This is a genomic window from Sphingomonas lacusdianchii (assembly GCF_022664395.1).
Taxonomy (GTDB): Bacteria; Pseudomonadota; Alphaproteobacteria; order Sphingomonadales; family Sphingomonadaceae; genus Sphingomonas; species Sphingomonas lacusdianchii.
Map to the genome: position 1 here is coordinate 93015 of NZ_JAKRET010000008.1, position 17818 is coordinate 110832.

General features: G+C 67.6%; 12 protein-coding genes. 7 read left to right on the forward strand and 5 right to left on the reverse strand.

Going from position 1 to position 17818, the window contains the following annotated elements:
* Window positions 1-83: 83 nt before the first annotated feature.
* The 3 genes from MF607_RS12410 to MF607_RS12420 form a co-directional block, all read right to left on the reverse strand.
* A complete protein-coding gene (locus MF607_RS12410; RefSeq protein WP_242119179.1) occupies window positions 84-1730 on the reverse strand; it encodes a S1C family serine protease in 1647 nt (548 codons plus the stop codon).
* Between the two features lie 266 nt (window positions 1731-1996).
* A complete protein-coding gene (locus MF607_RS12415; RefSeq protein WP_242119182.1) occupies window positions 1997-4162 on the reverse strand; it encodes a primosomal protein N' in 2166 nt (721 codons plus the stop codon).
* A 69-nt stretch (window positions 4163-4231) separates the two neighbouring features.
* Complete coding sequence (locus tag MF607_RS12420) at window positions 4232-6349, reverse strand: TonB-dependent receptor (RefSeq protein ID WP_242119183.1); 2118 nt, start codon at window positions 6347-6349, stop codon at window positions 4232-4234.
* A 342-nt stretch (window positions 6350-6691) separates the two neighbouring features.
* On the opposite strand from MF607_RS12420, the gene MF607_RS12425 reads away from it, so the two are divergent.
* The 6 genes from MF607_RS12425 (at window position 6692) to MF607_RS12450 (ending at window position 16085) form a co-directional block, all read left to right on the forward strand.
* Window positions 6692-7531, forward strand: a complete 840-nt coding sequence (locus MF607_RS12425; RefSeq protein WP_242119185.1) for a class I SAM-dependent methyltransferase — start codon at window positions 6692-6694, stop codon at window positions 7529-7531.
* A 59-nt stretch (window positions 7532-7590) separates the two neighbouring features.
* Window positions 7591-8391, forward strand: coding sequence for an IclR family transcriptional regulator (locus tag MF607_RS12430; RefSeq protein ID WP_242119187.1), 801 nt, complete (start codon window positions 7591-7593; stop codon window positions 8389-8391).
* Between the two features lie 215 nt (window positions 8392-8606).
* The gene (locus MF607_RS12435; RefSeq protein ID WP_242119189.1) at window positions 8607-9896 is read left to right on the forward strand and encodes an L-fuconate dehydratase; all 1290 of its coding nucleotides are present in this window, start codon (window positions 8607-8609) and stop codon (window positions 9894-9896) included.
* 244 nt (window positions 9897-10140) lie between these two features.
* Window positions 10141-11352: an efflux RND transporter periplasmic adaptor subunit gene (locus MF607_RS12440; protein ID WP_242119390.1), complete on the forward strand. Its 1212-nt coding sequence runs from the start codon at window positions 10141-10143 to the stop codon at window positions 11350-11352.
* 3 nt (window positions 11353-11355) lie between these two features.
* A complete protein-coding gene (locus MF607_RS12445) occupies window positions 11356-14547 on the forward strand; it encodes an efflux RND transporter permease subunit (RefSeq protein ID WP_242119191.1) in 3192 nt (1063 codons plus the stop codon).
* Complete coding sequence (locus MF607_RS12450) at window positions 14544-16085, forward strand: efflux transporter outer membrane subunit (protein WP_242119193.1); 1542 nt, start codon at window positions 14544-14546, stop codon at window positions 16083-16085. The genes MF607_RS12445 and MF607_RS12450 overlap by 4 nt, the downstream gene beginning before the upstream one ends.
* A 183-nt stretch (window positions 16086-16268) precedes the next feature.
* Here MF607_RS12450 and MF607_RS12455 read toward each other — a convergent pair whose 3' ends face one another.
* Window positions 16269-16712 (reverse strand): hypothetical protein, encoded by a 444-nt coding sequence (locus MF607_RS12455; protein ID WP_242119195.1) that lies wholly within the window; start codon window positions 16710-16712, stop codon window positions 16269-16271.
* Window positions 16713-16761: 49 nt separating this feature from the next.
* On the reverse strand, window positions 16762-17472 hold the full coding sequence (locus tag MF607_RS12460; protein WP_242119197.1) for a hypothetical protein: 711 nt from the start codon (window positions 17470-17472) through the stop codon (window positions 16762-16764).
* 123 nt (window positions 17473-17595) lie between these two features.
* Between MF607_RS12460 and MF607_RS12465 the strand changes: the two genes are divergently transcribed.
* Complete coding sequence (locus MF607_RS12465; protein ID WP_242119199.1) at window positions 17596-17817, forward strand: hypothetical protein; 222 nt, start codon at window positions 17596-17598, stop codon at window positions 17815-17817.
* Window position 17818 lies beyond the last annotated feature (1 nt).

Below are 17818 nucleotides of genomic sequence, written 5' to 3' on the forward strand. Positions count from 1 at the left end.
AGCCTTCACTGGGGTGACGTTGTGGCGACCAAGTACCACCCGCGATGCGACCGCTCCGCGCCTTCGCATGAAACCCCCTTAGTCTACTTCGCCGCCGTGCAGCGATAGACCAGCCGTTCGTTGACCTGCTGTGGCAGCGAAGTGCGAATCGCCGATTGCTGCGTGGCCAGCGCGGCGCGTGCGCCAGTGTCGGCGGCACATGCCTTTTGCTGGACCTGTCCGCGCAGCGTGCGGGCGCGGTCCATCGATTCGGCTGAAAGCAGATAGCGGCTGTTGGTGTAGCTGCCGCTGACCGGATCGAAGCGCAGCACCGACACGGTCGCGTCCTCATTGGGGACGAGGATGCGTTCCCAGCCGCCGCCCGGCGCCTCGGCATATTGGGTGCGGCCGTTCATGCAGCCATCGGCGCGCCAGTCGAAGCGAACGGTTTCGACCGGCGACAGGATGATCCGGCTGCGTTCGGGGACCAGCGTACATTCGAGCGGACCCGACAGCGGCGTGACGCGGGTCGCGGCGGTATTGCCCGATTCGTCGGCGGACGTGATCGAGGCCGGATCGAAATCGGGCCGCAGCACGAAGGTCGCGATCGCACCGACGAACAGCACGGCACCACCGATCGCCGCGAACTTCGCCTCGCGTTTCTGCCCGCGCGTCAGCAACAGCCCGGCCCCGCCCGTCGCCAGCACCGATAGCGCCAGCAGCAACGCGGCGGCGGCGATCATGTTTTCGCGCGTCTCGGCATTGTCGGCGCGTGCCTGTTCGAGCGCGGTAGCGCGTTCCTCGCGCGCACGCTCCGCCGCGGCGCGGGCGCGTTCACGATCCTCGACGCTCTGGCGTTCGGCATCGGCGCGGTCGCGAGCATCGGCATCGGCCAGCGTCAGGCAGGGGGTGGCGATGGTGGATACCGGTTGTTCGGCCTCGCGCAGGAATGCGATCAGTTCGCCGTCCGAAATGGCGAAGGCGAAGCTGGCATCGCCCTCCTCGCCACGGGTCAGCGCCGAATTGACGCCGAGCACCCGGCCGCAAGCGTCGAGCAGCGGCCCGCCCGAATTGCCGCGCGCGATGTTGGCGGTGTGGACCAGCACCGCTGTCCCCTCCAGCCGGCGATTGCCCGACAGCACGCCCTGCGACCGGACCGGCGCGGTCGGCGTGACGAAATCGTCGACCGACCGTGCGGTGGCGAGATCGACATTGCCGGGATAGCCGAGCGCGATCGCCGCGTCGCCTTCGCCGACGCCGCCGGTATAGAGGGTGAGCGGCGGCAGGCGGACGCCGCTTACCTCGATCAGCGCAAGGTCGCGCGACTTGTCGATGCGCACCACGCGCCCTTCGAACGACCGGTCGCCTTCGGACGGGACGACGCCGACGACGGTGTCGCCGGGATAGCGTTCCATCAGTTCGACGACGTGCGCGTTGGTGACGACGCGATTGGGCGCGACCGCAAAGCCGGTGCCGTGCTCGACATCGACCATCTCGCCATCGACCGTGGCGATGACGACGACGCGCACGACCCCGCGTGCCGCCGCCGACACGTCGTCGGCGCGGGCGGGGGCGGACAGGACCAGCAAAGCGGCAAGCGCCGCCAGCCAGAGCGTCAGCAATCGCGGGAGCGGGTTCGCGTTGGTAACCATGACCGCCGCCGTTTCGGCGAAACCGGTGCCGGGGGCAAGGGGGTGCGGCGCGTCGACTTCACAGGCCGTATCCCCGCGCAGGCGGAGATCCAGAACCACATAGGCAAGCCGCTGTTCTGCCTGGCTCTGGACCCCCCGCCTGCGCGGGGGTACGGAATGGCCGCGGCTCGGTGTCCTAGAGCGGTTTCCGACCAGCTTGAACCACCGTCATCGCCCTACGGGCGACCGCTGACGCGGCGGGGTGATTTCGGCTCGGGGCAGCGTTGCTTCGTCGGTCACGATGCTTCGGCATCGCTCCCTCCTTGCGCCTCGCCCCGAACCAAAATCATTTCCGTGCCGGTGATCCAACCTGGTCGGAAACCGCTCTAAACGAAACTGTACGGATCGACGTCGACCGCGACGCGGACCTTCGGCCCCCATTCGACGCCGTCCAGCCAGTCGCGCAGCACATCCTGCACGTCGAGCGCGCGGGTGGCGTGGACCAGCAGGCGGAACCGATGCCGGCCGCGCAGCATCGCCAGCGGGGCGGGGGCGGGGCCATAGACGTGGCAGCCATCGACCTGCGGCGCGGCGCGGCCGATCGCGCGGGCGGTCGCCTCGGCGGCGGCCTTGTCCTCCGACGACACGATGATCGCGGCATAGCGGCCGAAGGGCGGCACCTCCGCCTCGCGCCGCGCTTCGGTCTCGGCGGCATAGAAGCTGTCGGCATCGCCCGAGATCAGCGCCTGCATCACCGAAGCATTGGGCTGGGTCGTCTGGATATAGACATGGCCGGGCTTGGTGCCGCGTCCGGCCCGGCCCGCGACCTGCGCGATCTGTTGAAAGGTGCGTTCGGACGCGCGCAGGTCGCCGCCCTGCAACCCGAGATCCGCGTCGATCACCCCGACACAGGTCAGGTTGGGAAAGTGATAGCCCTTGGTCACCAGCTGCGTACCGACGACGATGTCGATATCGCCCGCTTCCATGCGGCCCACAAACTCCGCCGCCTTGGCCGGGGACCAGATGGTGTCGGAGGTGACGATCGCGATCTTTGCCGTCGGCCACAGCGCGGCGGCTTCGTCGGCAATGCGCTCGACCCCGGGGCCGCAGGCGACCAGCGCGTCCTCCGCCTGGCATTCGGGGCAGGCGCGCGGGGTGGGGATGACATGGCCGCAATGATGGCAGGACAGCCGATGGATCAGCCGGTGCTCGACCATCCATGCGGTGCAATTGGGACATTGGAAGCGGTGCCCGCACGACCGGCACAAGGTCAGCGGCGCATAGCCGCGCCGGTTGAGGAACAGCAACGCCTGTTCGCGGCGCGCCAGCGTCTCGTCGATCGCCTTGACCAGCGGCGCGGCGATCCAGCGGCCGCGTTCGGGCGGCTGTTCGATCAGGTCGATCGCCTCGATCGTCGGCAGTTGCGCCTTGCCATAGCGGCCGGGCAGCTTGACCTCGGTATAGCGGCCTTGCGCGACCTGTTGCCGCGTCTCGATCGCCGGGGTCGCGCTGGCGAGGATCACCGGGCATTTCTCGAACAGGCCGCGCATCACTGCCACGTCGCGGGCGTGATAATGCACGCCCTCTTCCTGCTTGAAGCTGGTTTCGTGCGCCTCGTCGACGACGATCAGCCCGAGATCGGCATAGGGCAGGAACAGCGCCGAGCGCGCGCCGACCACGACCTTCGCCTGACCGCTCGCGATGGCGCGCCATGCCCGGCGGCGCTGCGTCGATCGCAGGTCGCTGTGCCAGGGCACCGGCTCGCAGCCGAAGCGCGCGGTGAAGCGCTTCAGAAACGGTTCGGTCAGTGCGATTTCGGGCAGCAGCACCAGTACCTGTCGCCCCGCCGCGATCGCTGCCGCCACCGCTTCGAAATAGACTTCGGTCTTGCCCGATCCGGTGACGCCGTCGAGCAGGAAGGGGTGGAAGGCGTCGGCCTCGACCGCCCCCGTCAGCATGTCCGCCGCCGCGCGCTGGTCGGTGGACAATTCGGGGCGGTGATGGTCGGGGTCGGGTGTCGGATAGGGCTGGTCGATATCGACCGACACCGCCTCGATCGCGCCCAGCTTGACGAGGCCGCGGATCACCGCGTCGGACACGTCGGCGATGGCGGCGAGCTCGCGCACCAGCCCCCGCCGCTCGCCGATCCGCTCCAGCGCCTGTTGCCGCTGCGGGGTCATGCGGTCGGGCACCTCGCCGGTCGCGCGATATTCGATGGCGAGCTTCGCCCCCTCCAGCGCGGAGTTCGACGCGAGGCACATGCGCAGGACCGATGCGGGGGCGGCGAGATAATAGCCCGCCGTCCACTCGACCAGCCGGCGCAAGGGCGCGGCGATCGGCGGCACGTCGGCGACGCCCAGCAACGGGCGCAGGCGATTGTCGCCGACCTCTTCGGTCGCCAGCCGCTCGGCATCCCACACCACGCCCAGCAACTGGCGCGGCCCCAACGGGGCGGTGACGATCGAGCCGGGCTCGACGGTCATGCCATGCGGCACGCGATAGTCGAGCGGCCCGAGCGCGGCATTGAGCAGGAGTACGCGGGCACGGGACATGGCGCGCTAGATAGGGTGGGCGGGGGCGGATGGAAATCCATCACGCCCCGTCCGCAAGCGGGGAGGCGGTTACAGCGCCAGCCGCGCGGTCACCCGGATGTCGCGCCCGGCGAGCGGCGCATAGTCCTTCAGGAAGCTCGCATGGCGGCGCGCCTCGACGTCGAAGAGGTTGTTCGCCGACACCATCAGCGTCGTCTTGCTGTCCTGCCCGAACGGCCGCAGCGATACCGACGCGTTGACCATCGTATAGGCCGGCGTCGTCGTCTCCAGATCGGCGACACGGTCCTGTGCGGTCACATGCTCGACCTCGCCGCGCAGCTGCACCAGCCGGCCCTGCGCCTCGACACCACCCAGCACGCGCAGCGGCGGGATGCGCGGGGCGGGGCCGCGATCGACGATCGTCGCGCGGGTATAGTCGGCAAGGCCGTCGATATTGATCGCGGTTTCTCCGATCTTCCCCAGTCGCGCCGACGCTTCCGCCTCGAAGCCCCATAGCCGGGCATCGGCCTGTTGATACTGGAACACCGGCAGTTCGTCCTGCTCGGCCCCGGTCGGATTCTCGTAGATGAAGTTGCGGAACCAGTTGTGATAGGCCGACAGGCCGAAGCTGTAGCCGTCGCCCGACCCCTTCAGCGTCGCTTCGAGGCCGTCGCTGATTTCCTTGGCAAAGCCGGGATTGCCGATCTCGAACGCCTGCGTCCCGGCATGCGGGCCGTTGGCGAACAGTTCCTCGGCCGATGGCGCGCGTTCGGTATGGCTGGCGTTCAACCCGAAGCGGACATTGTCGGCCAGCCCGACACTGGCGCCGAGCGAGCCCGAAAAGCTGTTGAAGCGACGGCGGATATTGTCGTTGCCCAGGTCGATATCGGCGGCGGCGCGGGCGGTGGAATATTCGTAGCGGCCGCCCGCCTCGGCCCGGAACGCGCCCAGATCGAACGACTGGAGCGTGAACAGGCCGAATTGCTGCGTCTCGCTCTTGGGAATGAATTTCTCTTCGCCGACGATGTTCAAGTCGCGGATATACATCTGCCCGCCGAACGCGCCGCGCCATGCGCCCTGTGCCGCCTGCACCGCCTCGACGCGCGCCTCCAGCCCGCGATTGTAGAAGCTGGTGCCGATCTCGCCGGTGTCCTCGATCTCGTCATGGCGATAATTGGCGATGCCGCCGCGCACGCGCAGCTTTTCGACGAAGCCGTCGCCGGTATTCACCTCAGCGCGCATGTCGGCGCGGGTCTGGCGGACGTGCAGCGTCACCTGTTCATGGGCATGGCCCTCTTCCTCGCCCTCTGCTTCGCCTTCATGGTCGTGATCGGCGACGTCGAACCGCTCGGGCACGCCGTAGCGATTGTCGAGATGGCTGACCGAAAAGCCGAGATTGCCGGTGTCGGTCACGATCGCGGCGCCGCCCGCGACCTCCCACATCTTCGACTGCGAATTGGGCAGCCGCCCGCGCAGGTCGGCAAGTTCGCGCACCTCTGCCTCATCGCTCGCCGCCGCCTGTTCGCGCAAGGGCCGCGACAGCAGATAGCCGCCGGTGCGCAGATCGTCGGTCTGACCGAAGGTGCCGTCGAGGTGGAACACGACCTTATCGGTCACCGGCACATCGACCGCCGCCGCGCCGCTCCGTTCGTTGGCGGCGGTGCCATAGGTGCCGATCGCATCGACATGGATCGGTTCGGTCGGCACCCGGCGCGGGATGCGGCTGTCGATGACGTTGACCACGCCGCCGATCGCCGACGACCCGAACAGCAGCGCCGACGGCCCGCGCAGCACCTCGATCCGGTCGGCGGTCAGCGGGTTGATCGCGACGGCATGGTCGACCGAGGTGTTCGACACGTCGAAGCTGCCGATGCCGTCGGTCAGCACGCGCACCCGTTCGCCCTGCAGACCGCGCAGCACCGGGCGCGAGGCGTTGGGGCCAAAGCTGGTCGCCGACACGCCCGGCTGGCGCGCCAGCGTCTCGCCGATGGTCGGGCGCAGTTCGCGGGTCAGTTCCTCGCCGCTCAGCACGCTGGTGCCCGACAGGATATCGGCCTGGTTGCGGGCATAGGGGGCGGTGATGATGATCTCGGGCGGGGCATCGCGATGATAGTCGTCGCCGGTCGCCGGCCCGGGCGCGCTCTGGGCAAAGGCGGCGGCGGGAAGGATCAGGGCGGCGCTCGACAACCACAGGGCGGCACGGACCATTTGCTACGACTCCGAAGTACAGTGAACCGTGCCGCTACCGTAATATGATACAACGTATCAAGTGCTTTGTGCGATGCAGCGTCTTTGCGGCATGGAGGCGGCCGGACCTGCGTGCAGCTCGCCGACACCCGTATTGCCCTGTTCCGAAGCAGGATCCGCTACACCTTATTAAGTATGGACTCTGTCGATCCTGCCTTTCTACTTGCCGAAACGTTTCGGGGCGGTTCGATGCAAAGTCCTGCAATATGTCCTACTTGTAAAGTCCGTGATTTTCGTTCCTTTGGACATCGGCGTTACGGTCGTGATGCTATCGAACGGTCGCGGGGCTGGACGAAGACCGCCTTGCAGATATTGTTCGAACGGTGGATGCCCGACGTAGCGGAGGCGCAGTTCGAATTCCTCGCGTGCAGCAATTGTGGCCTGATGATCTACGAACCCAGGCCGACCACGCAGGATATCGCGGAAAAATACAGCTATGTCGGGGGTTTGGGTGACGCGACGCCCAGCAAGTCGGAACGTCCCGAACGAACGGCCCTGCGCGCCCGGCGGGTATTTGGCCTGATGTCGCGCCACCTTTCGCACGGGGCGCGGACGGCGCTTGATTTCGGCGGGGGTGACGGGCGCCTGCTGCAGAAATTCGTGGATCGGGGGTTCGATTGCGCCCTTGTCGACTATGCGGATCGTCCCGTTCCGGGCGTACGCAAGATCGCCGATACCGAACGCGGCATCCCCCGGCAGGATCGCTACGATGCGATCCTGTGCAGCCACGTCGTCGAGCATCTGCCCGATCCGTTGGAAACGCTGCAGGAGCTTCGACGCTCGCTCGCACCCGACGGCGTCCTGTATGTCGAGGTTCCCTATGAAATGTACCGGCAATTGCCGGCAAGGGCCGAACCGGTGACCCATGTGAACTTCTTCACCCCCGCCAGCTTGCACAATCTGTTGCAAGCCGCCGGCTATGACGTCGTTCGCTGCGCGATCGACCTGTATCCCCATCCCAAGGGGCATTGGAGCCTGTGCGTCGGGGCGATCGCGACATCGGCCAACGGTCGGTCGCAACGTCGGACCGATGGTCTGGAAGCGCTCGACCGGGCCATCGCTCCGTCGCGGGGGCGCCGGCTTGCCATTCGCGCCTTTCAGAAATTCTATCCGCGGATCGCGATGGCCCGCTACCGCAGCTGACCGGACGCCGTCCCGGCATCGGCTTGCACGGCATCGCATTTGCGACGAAGGTCGTCGCCATGACCACCGACGCCGCCGACCCCGCCGCCGATACCGACGACGATCGCCGCTATCGCGCGCCTGCGCTCGAAAAGGGGCTGGATATCCTCGAACTGCTCGCCGGCTGCGCGACGCCGCTGACGCTGACGCAGATCGTGCAGCGGCTGGGGCGGTCGCATGGCGAATTGTTCCGCATGGTACAGGTGCTGGAATATCGCGGCTATCTGACGACCGAGGCGGGGGGCGAGGGCTATACGCTCAGCGACCGGCTGTTCTCGCTCGGCATGAACCAGCCGCGCACCCGCTATCTGATCGAGGTCGCACTGCCCGAAATGCGGCGGCTGGCGCAGGAGACCGGACAGTCCTGCCACGTCGCGGTGCATACCATGGGCGACATGGCCGTGGTCGCGCGGATGGAATCGGCCGAGCAGCTCGGCTTTTCGGTGCGGGTCGGCTATCGTCGGCCGCTGTTGCAGGCGGCGTCGGGCGCGGTGCTCTATGCCTTTCAGCCCGACGATGTCCGCGCCCGCTGGGAAAAGCTGCTCGACCCGCAGCCCGATGCGGAGACGCTGGCCGCCTTTCGCGCCCATGCCGAGGACGTCCGCCAGCGCGCGGTCGAACGCACCCCCAGCCGCTTCGTCAGCGGCGTGACCGACCTGTCGGCACCGATCCTGCGCGGTGGCGCGGCCGCGGCGGCATTGACCATGCCCTATCTGGCCAAGCTCGGCGAACCCGATGCCATCGATGCGGCGGCCGCGGCGGTGCAGGCGGCGGCGGCGCGGATCTCGGCGCAACTGGTGGACGACGACCACCATCCCTGAGAGCCGGGGTCGATCGACCTTCGGCAACGATCGTCAATCCACATCCCCTTCGTCGGGGGGATGGCGCCGGTGTTGCGTTCGGTCCGCTGCGAACAACCGCTTTCCAGTTGCAAGCAAAAATCTGTTCACATATGAAAACGTCATCGGCACCCGACGGGCGGTGACCGGGACGGGGCGGATCGATCATCACCACCGATGCCCCATGGGGGCTGCGCATGACGATCATCACCCGGCTATCGGTCCACGACATCCGGTTTCCGACCTCGACCTTCCTCGACGGGTCGGACGCGATGAACCCGGAGCCGGATTATTCGGCGGCCTATTGCATCCTCGAAACCGATACGCCCGGTCTGGAAGGGCACGGCCTGACCTTCACCATCGGGCGCGGCAACGACCTGTGCTGTGCGGCGATCGCGACGCTGGCGCCGTTGGTCGAGGGACTGTCGCTCGACGCGATCCGCAGCGACGGTGCCGGTTTCTGGCGGCGGATGACCGGCGACAGCCAGCTGCGCTGGGTCGGCCCGGAAAAGGGGATCATCCACCTCGCCACCGGCGCTGTCGTCAATGCGGTATGGGATCTGCTCGCCAAGGCGGCGGGCCTGCCGCTATGGGACTATATCGGGTCGATGTCGGCGAGCGAGATCGTCGGGCTGATCGACTTCCGCTACATCACCGACTGCATCACCCCCGAAGAGGCGGTCGCGCTGCTCGAGGAACGCGCGATCGGCAAGGCGGAGCGGCGCGCCACGCTGCTGGCAGAGGGCTATCCGGCCTATACCACCTCGCCGGGCTGGCTCGGCTATTCGGATGAGAAGCTGGTCCGCCTGTGCCGTGAGGCGGTGGCCGACGGCTTCACCCACATCAAGCTGAAGGTCGGCGGCGATCCCGAGAACGACCGGCGCCGCGTGGCATTGGCGCGCGAGACGATCGGGCCGGACATCGACCTGATGATCGACGCCAATCAGGTGTGGGAAGTGTCCGACGCCATCGCCCGCGTCAACGCGCTCGCCTTCGCCAAACCGCGCTTCATCGAGGAGCCGACCTCGCCCGACGATGTCGAGGGGCATCGCGCGATCCGCGAGGGGGTGCGGCCGGTGCAGGTCGCGACCGGCGAGATGTGCCAGAACCGCATCGTCTTCAAACAGTTCATCATGCGCCACGCGCTCGACGTGGTGCAGATCGACGCGTGCCGGCTGGGTGGGGTGAACGAGGTGCTGGCGGTGCTGCTGATGGCCGCCCGCTTCAACCTTGCCGTCTGGCCGCATGCCGGGGGCGTGGGACTGTGCGAATATGTCCAGCACCTGTCGATGATCGACTATCTATGCTTTTCGGGCGTGAAGCACGATCGCGCCGCCGAGTTCGTCGATCACCTGCACGAACATTTCGTCGACCCATGCATCGTCGAGAAGGGGGCGTATCGCGCACCGACCCGGCCGGGCTATTCGATCGAGATGAAGCCGGAATCGCGCGAAGCGTATCGCTGGACGGGCGGCGCTCCGTCTTAGTCCCTCGAACGTCACCCCAGCGAAGGCTGGGGTCTCAGGCGGTTCCTGTCGCGCCTTGTCACCGGGAGATCCCAGCCTTCGCTGGGATGACGATTGGTACGGCCCCGCGACAAATTGCGACAACTCGCGCATTGCGTCGCTTGACGCCGGGCGTATGAAAACGGTTCACGAAACTTTCGGGTGGCCGGCCGGTTATGCGGCCGGCGCATCCGCGCCGTATCCCGTCGTAAAGGTTGCCGCCTTGATCCGATCCGCGTCGTCGCGTGCTCGCCCGTGCCTGTTGCTGCTGTCCTCCGTGCTGCTCCTGTCGAGTTGCGGCGGCGGTGCGGCGGAGGAGAAGGGCAAGAACGGCAAGGGCAATCAGGGCCCGGCCCAGGTCGGCTTCGTCGTGGTCCAGCCGACCAGCGTCGCGCAGACCGCCGACCTTGCCGCCCGCGTCGTCGCCTTCCAGCAATCCGAAGTCCGCCCGCAGGTCGCCGGCATCATCCGCCGCCGCTTCTTTACCGAAGGCGCGTTGGTCCGTGCCGGACAGACGCTCTACCAGATCGACCCGCGCCTCTATCGCGCACAGGCCAACGAAGCGGTCGCGAACCTGAACAGCGCACAGGCCAATGCCGAGGCGACCCGGGTCCGCGCCGAACGCTTCCGCCCGCTGGCCGAGATCGAGGCGGTGAGCCGCCAGGACTATACCGACGCCGCCGCACAGGCGCGCCAGGCCGCCGCCGCCGTCGAACAGAGCCGAGCGCAGCTCGAAACCGCTCGCGTCAACCTGTCCTTCACCAACGTTCCCGCGCCGATCACCGGGCGGATCGGGCGCAGCTATTTCACCGAAGGCGCGCTGGTCACCACCAACCAGACCGATCCGCTGGCGGTGATCCAGCGGCTCGACCCGATCTTCGTCGATATCCAGCAATCGGCCGCCGACCTGCTGGCGCTGCGCCGGCAACTGGCGAGCGGCGGGGCGGTGCCCGCTTCGGCGGCGGTGCGCCTGACCCTCGAGGACGGCAGCGATTTCGGCCAGACCGGCACCGTCCAGTTCGCCGAGGTGATGGTCAATGCCCAGACCGGCACGGTGACGCTGCGCGCGCGCTTCCCCAATCCGCAGGGGATATTGCTGCCCGGCATGTTCGTCCGCGCCAAATTCGCGCAGGCGATCGATCAGCGCGCGATCCTCGTGCCGCAACAGGCGGTGAAGCGCGATCCCCGGGGACAGGCGACCGTCTTCGTCGTCGGCCCGAACGATAGCGCCGTGCAGAAGACGGTGCAGGCCGACCGGACGCAGGGCCAGTTCTGGGTCGTGACCGGCGGCCTCAACCCCGGCGACAAGGTGATTACGCAGGGGACCGCGAACCTGCGCCCGAACGCGAAGATCAAGCCGGTGCCGGCGAATGTGCCGCAACGGATCGCCCCCAAACCCGCCGGCGACACCGCGTCCGCGCCTGCCAAGGGCGGATAAGCCATGTCCCGCATCTTCATCGACCGCCCGATCTTCGCTTGGGTGATCGCGATCATCACCATGCTGGCCGGGCTGGGCGCGATCCTGTCGCTGCCGATCGCGCAATATCCCGACGTCGCCCCGCCACAGGTCAATATCCGCGCCACCTATCCGGGCGCCAATGCCGAGACGATCCAGAATTCGGTGACGCAGATCATCGAGCAACAGCTGACCGGCATCGACGGGCTGCTCTATTTCAGCTCGCAAAGCTCGTCGCGCGGGCAGGTGACGATCAGCGCGACGTTCGACAAGGGCGTCGACCCCGACATCGCGCAGGTGCAGGTCCAGAACCAGGTGCAGCAGGCCCTGTCGCGCCTGCCGCAACAGGTTCAGCAACAGGGCATTCGCGTCACCAAGTCGAACCCCGACTTTCTGATGATCGTCGGCATCTATGACGAAACCGACCAGCGCACCAATGGCGACGTGTCGGACTATATGGAGGCGAACCTCGTCGAGCCGCTGGCGCGGATCAACGGCGTCGGCGAAACCAACGTGTTCGGGTCGCAATATGCGATGCGCATCTGGCTCGATCCGGCGAAGCTCGCTTCCTTCTCGCTGATGCCCGGCGACGTCATCACCGCGATCCAGAACCAGAATACCGAAGTCGCCGCGGGCGAACTGGGCGGGCAGCCGTCCGGCCCCGAACAGCAGTTGAACGCCACCGTCACCGCCCAGTCGCGGCTGCAGACCCCGGCGCAGTTCAAGGCGATCATCCTGAAGACGCTGCCCGACGGATCGACCGTCCGCCTGTCCGACGTCGGGCGGATCGAATTGGGTCAGGAAAATTATGCGGCGCTGAGCCGGGTCAACGCCCATCCCGGCGCGGGCCTCGCCATCAGCCTCGCGCCGGGTGCGGACGCATTGGAAACCGCCGAGCTGGTCAAGGCCGAGGTCGAGCGGCAATCGGCCAACTTCCCCGCCGGCCTGACCTTTGCCTATGCCAACGACACCACCGCCTTCATCGAGCTGTCGATCGAGGAAGTGGTCAAGACGCTGGTCGAGGCGGTCATTCTCGTCGTCATCGTCATGTTCGTGTTCCTGCAAAGCTGGCGCGCGACGCTGATTCCGACGATCGCGGTGCCGGTCGTGCTGCTCGGCACCTTCGGCGTCTTCTATCTCGCCGGCTTTTCGATCAACACGCTGACCCTGTTCGGCCTCGTCCTCGCCATCGGCCTGCTGGTCGACGACGCGATCGTCGTCGTCGAGAATGTCGAGCGGTTGATGGAGGAGAATCCCGACCTCACCCCCCGCGAAGCCACCATCCAGTCGATGGAGGAGATTCAGGTCGCGCTGATCGCGATCGGCATCGTCCTGTCGGCGGTGTTCCTGCCAATGGCGTTTTTCGGCGGGTCGACCGGCGTCATCTACCGCCAGTTTTCGGTGACGATCGTCGCGGCGATGATCCTGTCGGTGCTGGTCGCGCTGATCCTGTCGCCCGCGCTGACCGCAACGCTGCTCAAGCAGAAGAAGCGGGGCGAGGACGGCAGTCTGGAGGGCGGCTGGCTGGAGCGCAAATTGCCGCGCGTCGCCCATGTCGGCGAACGGCTGCGCAACGGCTTCAACACCCGGTTCGATCGCGGGGTCGAGAAATATGAACGCGGCGTCGTCCATGTCATCGACCGCAAATGGCTGTACCTGCTGCTTTATGCGGCGGTCCTCGCCATCCTCGTCCTGCTGTTCGTCCGCCTGCCGACCAGCTTCCTGCCGACCGAGGATCAGGGCGCGGCGCAGATCCGCTTCCAGCTGCCCGCCGGTTCGACGCGCGGTCGTACCGAGGAGGTGCAGCGCTCGGTCGAACAATATCTGCTGACCCATGAGAAGAACAATATCCGCACGATCCTGACCGTCGCCGGCGGGGGTGGCGGCAGCTCGGGTCAGAATACCGGGCAGGGCTTCATCAACTTCACCGACTGGGCCGATCGCAAGGGCAAGGAGAATGGCGCCGACGCGATCGTCGACCGCGCCTCGTCCGCCTTCCGCAACTTCCGCGATGCACAGGTCTTCGCGCTGCTGCCCGCCGCCATCCGCGGGCTGGGGCAGTCGAACGGCTTCACCATGGAGCTGCAGAATGCCAGCGGCATGAGCGCGGCGCAGTTCGCGGAGGCGCGCGACAAGCTGCTCGCCGCCGCCAACGCCGATCCGATGCTGACCGGGGTGCGCCTGTCCGAACTGCCCGATATCGCGACGCTGAACGTCGATATCGACCAGCAGCGTTTGTCGACGCTGGGGCTGAGCCAGGGCGACGTCAACAACACGCTGTCGACCGCATGGGGCGGGCGCTACGTCAACGACTTCATCGATCGTGGCCGGGTGAAGCGTGTGTTCGTACAGGGCGACGCCCCCTATCGCAGCGAACCCGGCGATCTGTCGCAATGGTTCGTGCGCGGCTCGAACGGACAGATGGTGCCCTTCTCCTCCTTCTCGCGCACCGGCTGGACCGTCGCGCCGACCACCCTGTCGCGCTTTCAGGGCCTGCCCTCGTTCGAATTTCAGGGACAGGCGGCGCGCGGCGTCAGCTCGGGCGAGGCGATGGACCGCATCGCCGAACTCGCCGGACAGATTCCGGGAACCAGCGTCGCATGGGCCGGGCTGTCCTTTCAGGAACGGCTGTCGTCGGGACAGGCGCCGCTCCTGTACGGCCTGTCGATCCTCGTCGTGTTCCTGTGCCTCGCCGCGCTCTATGAAAGCTGGTCGATCCCGATCGCGGTGCTGCTCGTCATTCCGCTCGGCCTGATCGGCGCGATCGCGTTCGTCACGCTGCGCGGGCTGGAAAACGACGTCTATCTTCAGATCGGGTTGCTGACGACGATGGGCCTTGCCGCCAAGAACGCGATCCTGATGATCGAATTCGCTGAACAGGCGGAGAAGAAGGGCGCGCGCGTCATCGATGCCGCGCTGGAGGCGGCGCGCATCCGCCTGCGCCCGATCCTGATGACGTCGCTCGCCTTCATCTTCGGCGTGTTGCCGCTCGCCATCTCGACCGGGGCGGGCGCGAACAGCCGCATCGCCATCGGCACGGCGGTGATCGGGGGCATGTTTACCGCGACGGTGCTGGCGATCTTCTACATCCCGCTCTTCTTCGTGTTGGTCCGGCGCGGCGTGCGCGACGGTCTCGCCAAGCTGCGCGGCCGCAAGCAGGCGGAGGTGCCGGCATGAAGCGGCTGACCCTCGCGCTGCCGGCGCTGTTGCTGGCGGGCTGTTCGATGACGCCGGCCTATGAACGGCCGCAGGCGGTGGTGCCGCCGTCCTGGCCGGTCGGCGACGCCTATCTGCGGCAGAGCGAGGCGACGCTGCCCGCGCTGACCTTCGAACAGGTGTTCACCGATCCGCGGCTGCGCACGCTGGTCGGGCAGGCGCTGGTCAACAACCGCGACCTGCGCATCGCCGCCGCCAATATCCGTGCGGCGCGCGCGCAATATCGCATCCAGCGCGCCGACCTGTTGCCGCAGGTCGATGCATCGGGCCGTTACAGCTATCGCGGCACCGGCAACGGCGCGACCACGACGACCATTCCCGGGACCGGTACGGGAACCGGCGGCACCGGAACGGGGACCGGCAATGGCGGGGCCGGCACCGGTACCGGCGGGACGATCGTCACCAGCAGCCGGTCGCCAAGCAGCTTCTCGCTCGATCTCGGCGCGACCGCGTTCGAAATCGACCTGTTCGGCCGAATCCGCTCGCTGACCGAGGCCGAACAGAATCGCTATTTCGCGACCGAAGCCGGCGCGCGCGCCACCCGGCTGACGTTGGTCGGCGACATCGCCGAGGCTTGGGCGGCGTACGGCGCCGACCGCAGCCTGATGGCGATATCCGAAGCGACGGCGGCGAGCGCCCGGCGCAGCGTCACCCTGACCCGCGCGCGGCTGCAGGGCGGCGTCGCCCCGCGCACCGACCTGCGCCAGGCCGAACAGATCCTCGCCACCGCCGAAAGCGACCTCGCCGAACAGCGCACGCAACTGGCGGAGGACGTCAATGCGCTGCAATTGCTGGTCGGTGCCCCGATCGATCCGGCGCTGCTGCCCGCGTCGATCGACCGCGTGCTGCCGACCATCGCCAACCTGCCGGCCGGGGTCGATTCGGGCATCCTGCTGCGGCGGCCCGATGTGGTGCAGGCCGAATATGAACTGCTCGCCGCCAATGCCGATATCGGTGCGGCGCGCGCGGCGCTGTTCCCGCGACTGTCGCTGACCGGGCTGGTCGGCTTCGCCAGCGATGCCCTGCGCACGCTCTTTACCGGCGGTGCGTTCAACTATTCGGTGGCCCCCTCGCTCAGCTACCCGATCTTCCGCGCCGGGGCGGGCCGGGCCGGGGTGGAATTCAGCCAGGCGCAGCGCGACGCGCTGCTCGCCACCTATGAACGCACCATCCAGTCGGCGTTCCGCGAAGTATCCGACGCGCTCGCCCGGCAGGGGACGATCACCGAACAGACCCGCGCCGACCGCGCCAACCTCGATGCGGCACAGGACACCTTCCGCCTGACCGAGGCCCGCTATCGCGGCGGGATCGATAACTTCCTGTCCAGCCTCGACGCGCAGCGCTCCTATTACACCGCGCAACGCCGGCTGGTCGCGACGCAACTGGTTGCGGCCACGAACCGGGTGACCCTGTACCGGACGCTGGGCGGCGATTCGCTGCTGGAAGCGGGACCGAACGGGCCGGTGCCGGTGGTGCCGACGGCTACGCCCGCTCTCTGAACCGATAAACCATCGACGTACCCCGGCGAAGGCCGGGCCCCAGTTTGGGGGACGCCGGTGACATGCGGGAAAGCCTGCCCAACTGGACCCCGGCCTCCGCCGGGGTACGGTAGGACTACGGGCTGCTTGGGACCGTTGTGAGCTCCCGCCTGTTCAAATGACGAGTGGGAATGCGTGCGGCCATCACGCCGCCAGCCAGACCCCTGCCGGCCCATCATCATTCGCCGCCTTCCGCGCCACGCGCACCCGCCGCGTCCGCCGCCTGCGCGACCGCGGCAGCAACCGCGCGACCCACAGCCGCACCGCCGTCCCGCGCACCGCGCCCGCCACCGCGAACGCCGCCAGCATCGCGTCGAGATACGCCGCGACATCGATCACCGCCAAAACGCCGGCCAGCTCGGGCGCACCCAATGCCGACACGATCATCATGTCGCCGCCCATCCACAGCACCGTGCCGGTCGCCGCCGATACGATAACGAACAACAGCCAATGCCCCGGCGTCAGCCCAGCCAACTTTCGCGCCGCCGGCACGACCAGCACCGCCGCCAACGCGCGCGCGAGGGGCAGCTCGGGCCACCACCGCAAGATGACGATACAGGCAATAAGAACGGCACCGACGATCAGCATATATTTCCCCTCCGTAACGAGATGGGAAGCCGGCCGACGCGCGTAAAGATCAGCCGCCGTCGACGATCAAATCGACCGACGTGCCCTGTCCCTCGGGCGACAGGAACACCGCATAGGCCGCATTGCCGCGCGTCCCGCCCAGCACATGCTGGTCGCCATCGGCCTGATGCTCGGCCGAATAGCCGCTTTTGGTCGCGCGGGTATAATACCAGTCGACCATGCGCCCGACCGGCTGCGCGATCACGAAGCTGACCACGCGCAACCGGCAGCCATCGGCGTCGGTCCCCGCCGCTTCGGTCACCCGCGCATCGGGATGCAGCGCGAAGGCGGCGGGCAGGCGATTGGCCCAGCCCGCCGAATAGCCGACCTTGGTCGCGCATTGCCGGTTGCCGCTACGCTGGACGCTGGCCAGTTCGCCCAGCGTCAGCGCCTCGCGCCCGCCCTTGCACGACGGACAGGCGCCGGGGGCGGGGGCGGATCGCAGCGATTCCTCCGGCGCGGCGCTGCCCGCCGCGATCGTCGGGGCGGGGGCGGCGGCGCTGTAGGGGCGGTCGGGCGGGCGCACCGCATCGCCATTGGCCTGGGCGGTCAGCGTCGGGTCGACCATGATCTGGTCCTGCAACGCCGCGGTCACCGCCGGATCGGTCGCATTCGCCCGGGCGAGTTGCGCGTCGAGCGTGTCGACGCCGTTGTCGGGCGCGCCTCCGCCGCCGCATCCGCCCAACAGCAACAGGATCGCGAGGGGCAGGGCACGAATCATCGACTTGCGGCTCCGGTGGTCGGTCGGCGGCGACCCTATGGACCGCGCCTTAAGATTCCATCGTACCGTAAAAAACCATTGCTGCCATTGCTCGACGGCGGACGGGGGGCCATGTCCTGTCCCATGCTGAACATATTTTCGATCCTGATCGGCCTTGTCGCACTGGTGCTGGCCATCCCGGCATTGATCCCCGTCATCTCGCTGATGAACTGGATCGTGTTCCCGATCGCGCTGGTCGGCTTCGTCGTCGGGCTGTTGTCGTCGAAGACGTCGGGCCGCAACCTGAACCTCATCATCCTGATCGTCAGCGGCCTGCGCCTCTTCCTGACCGGCGGCCTGATCTGAC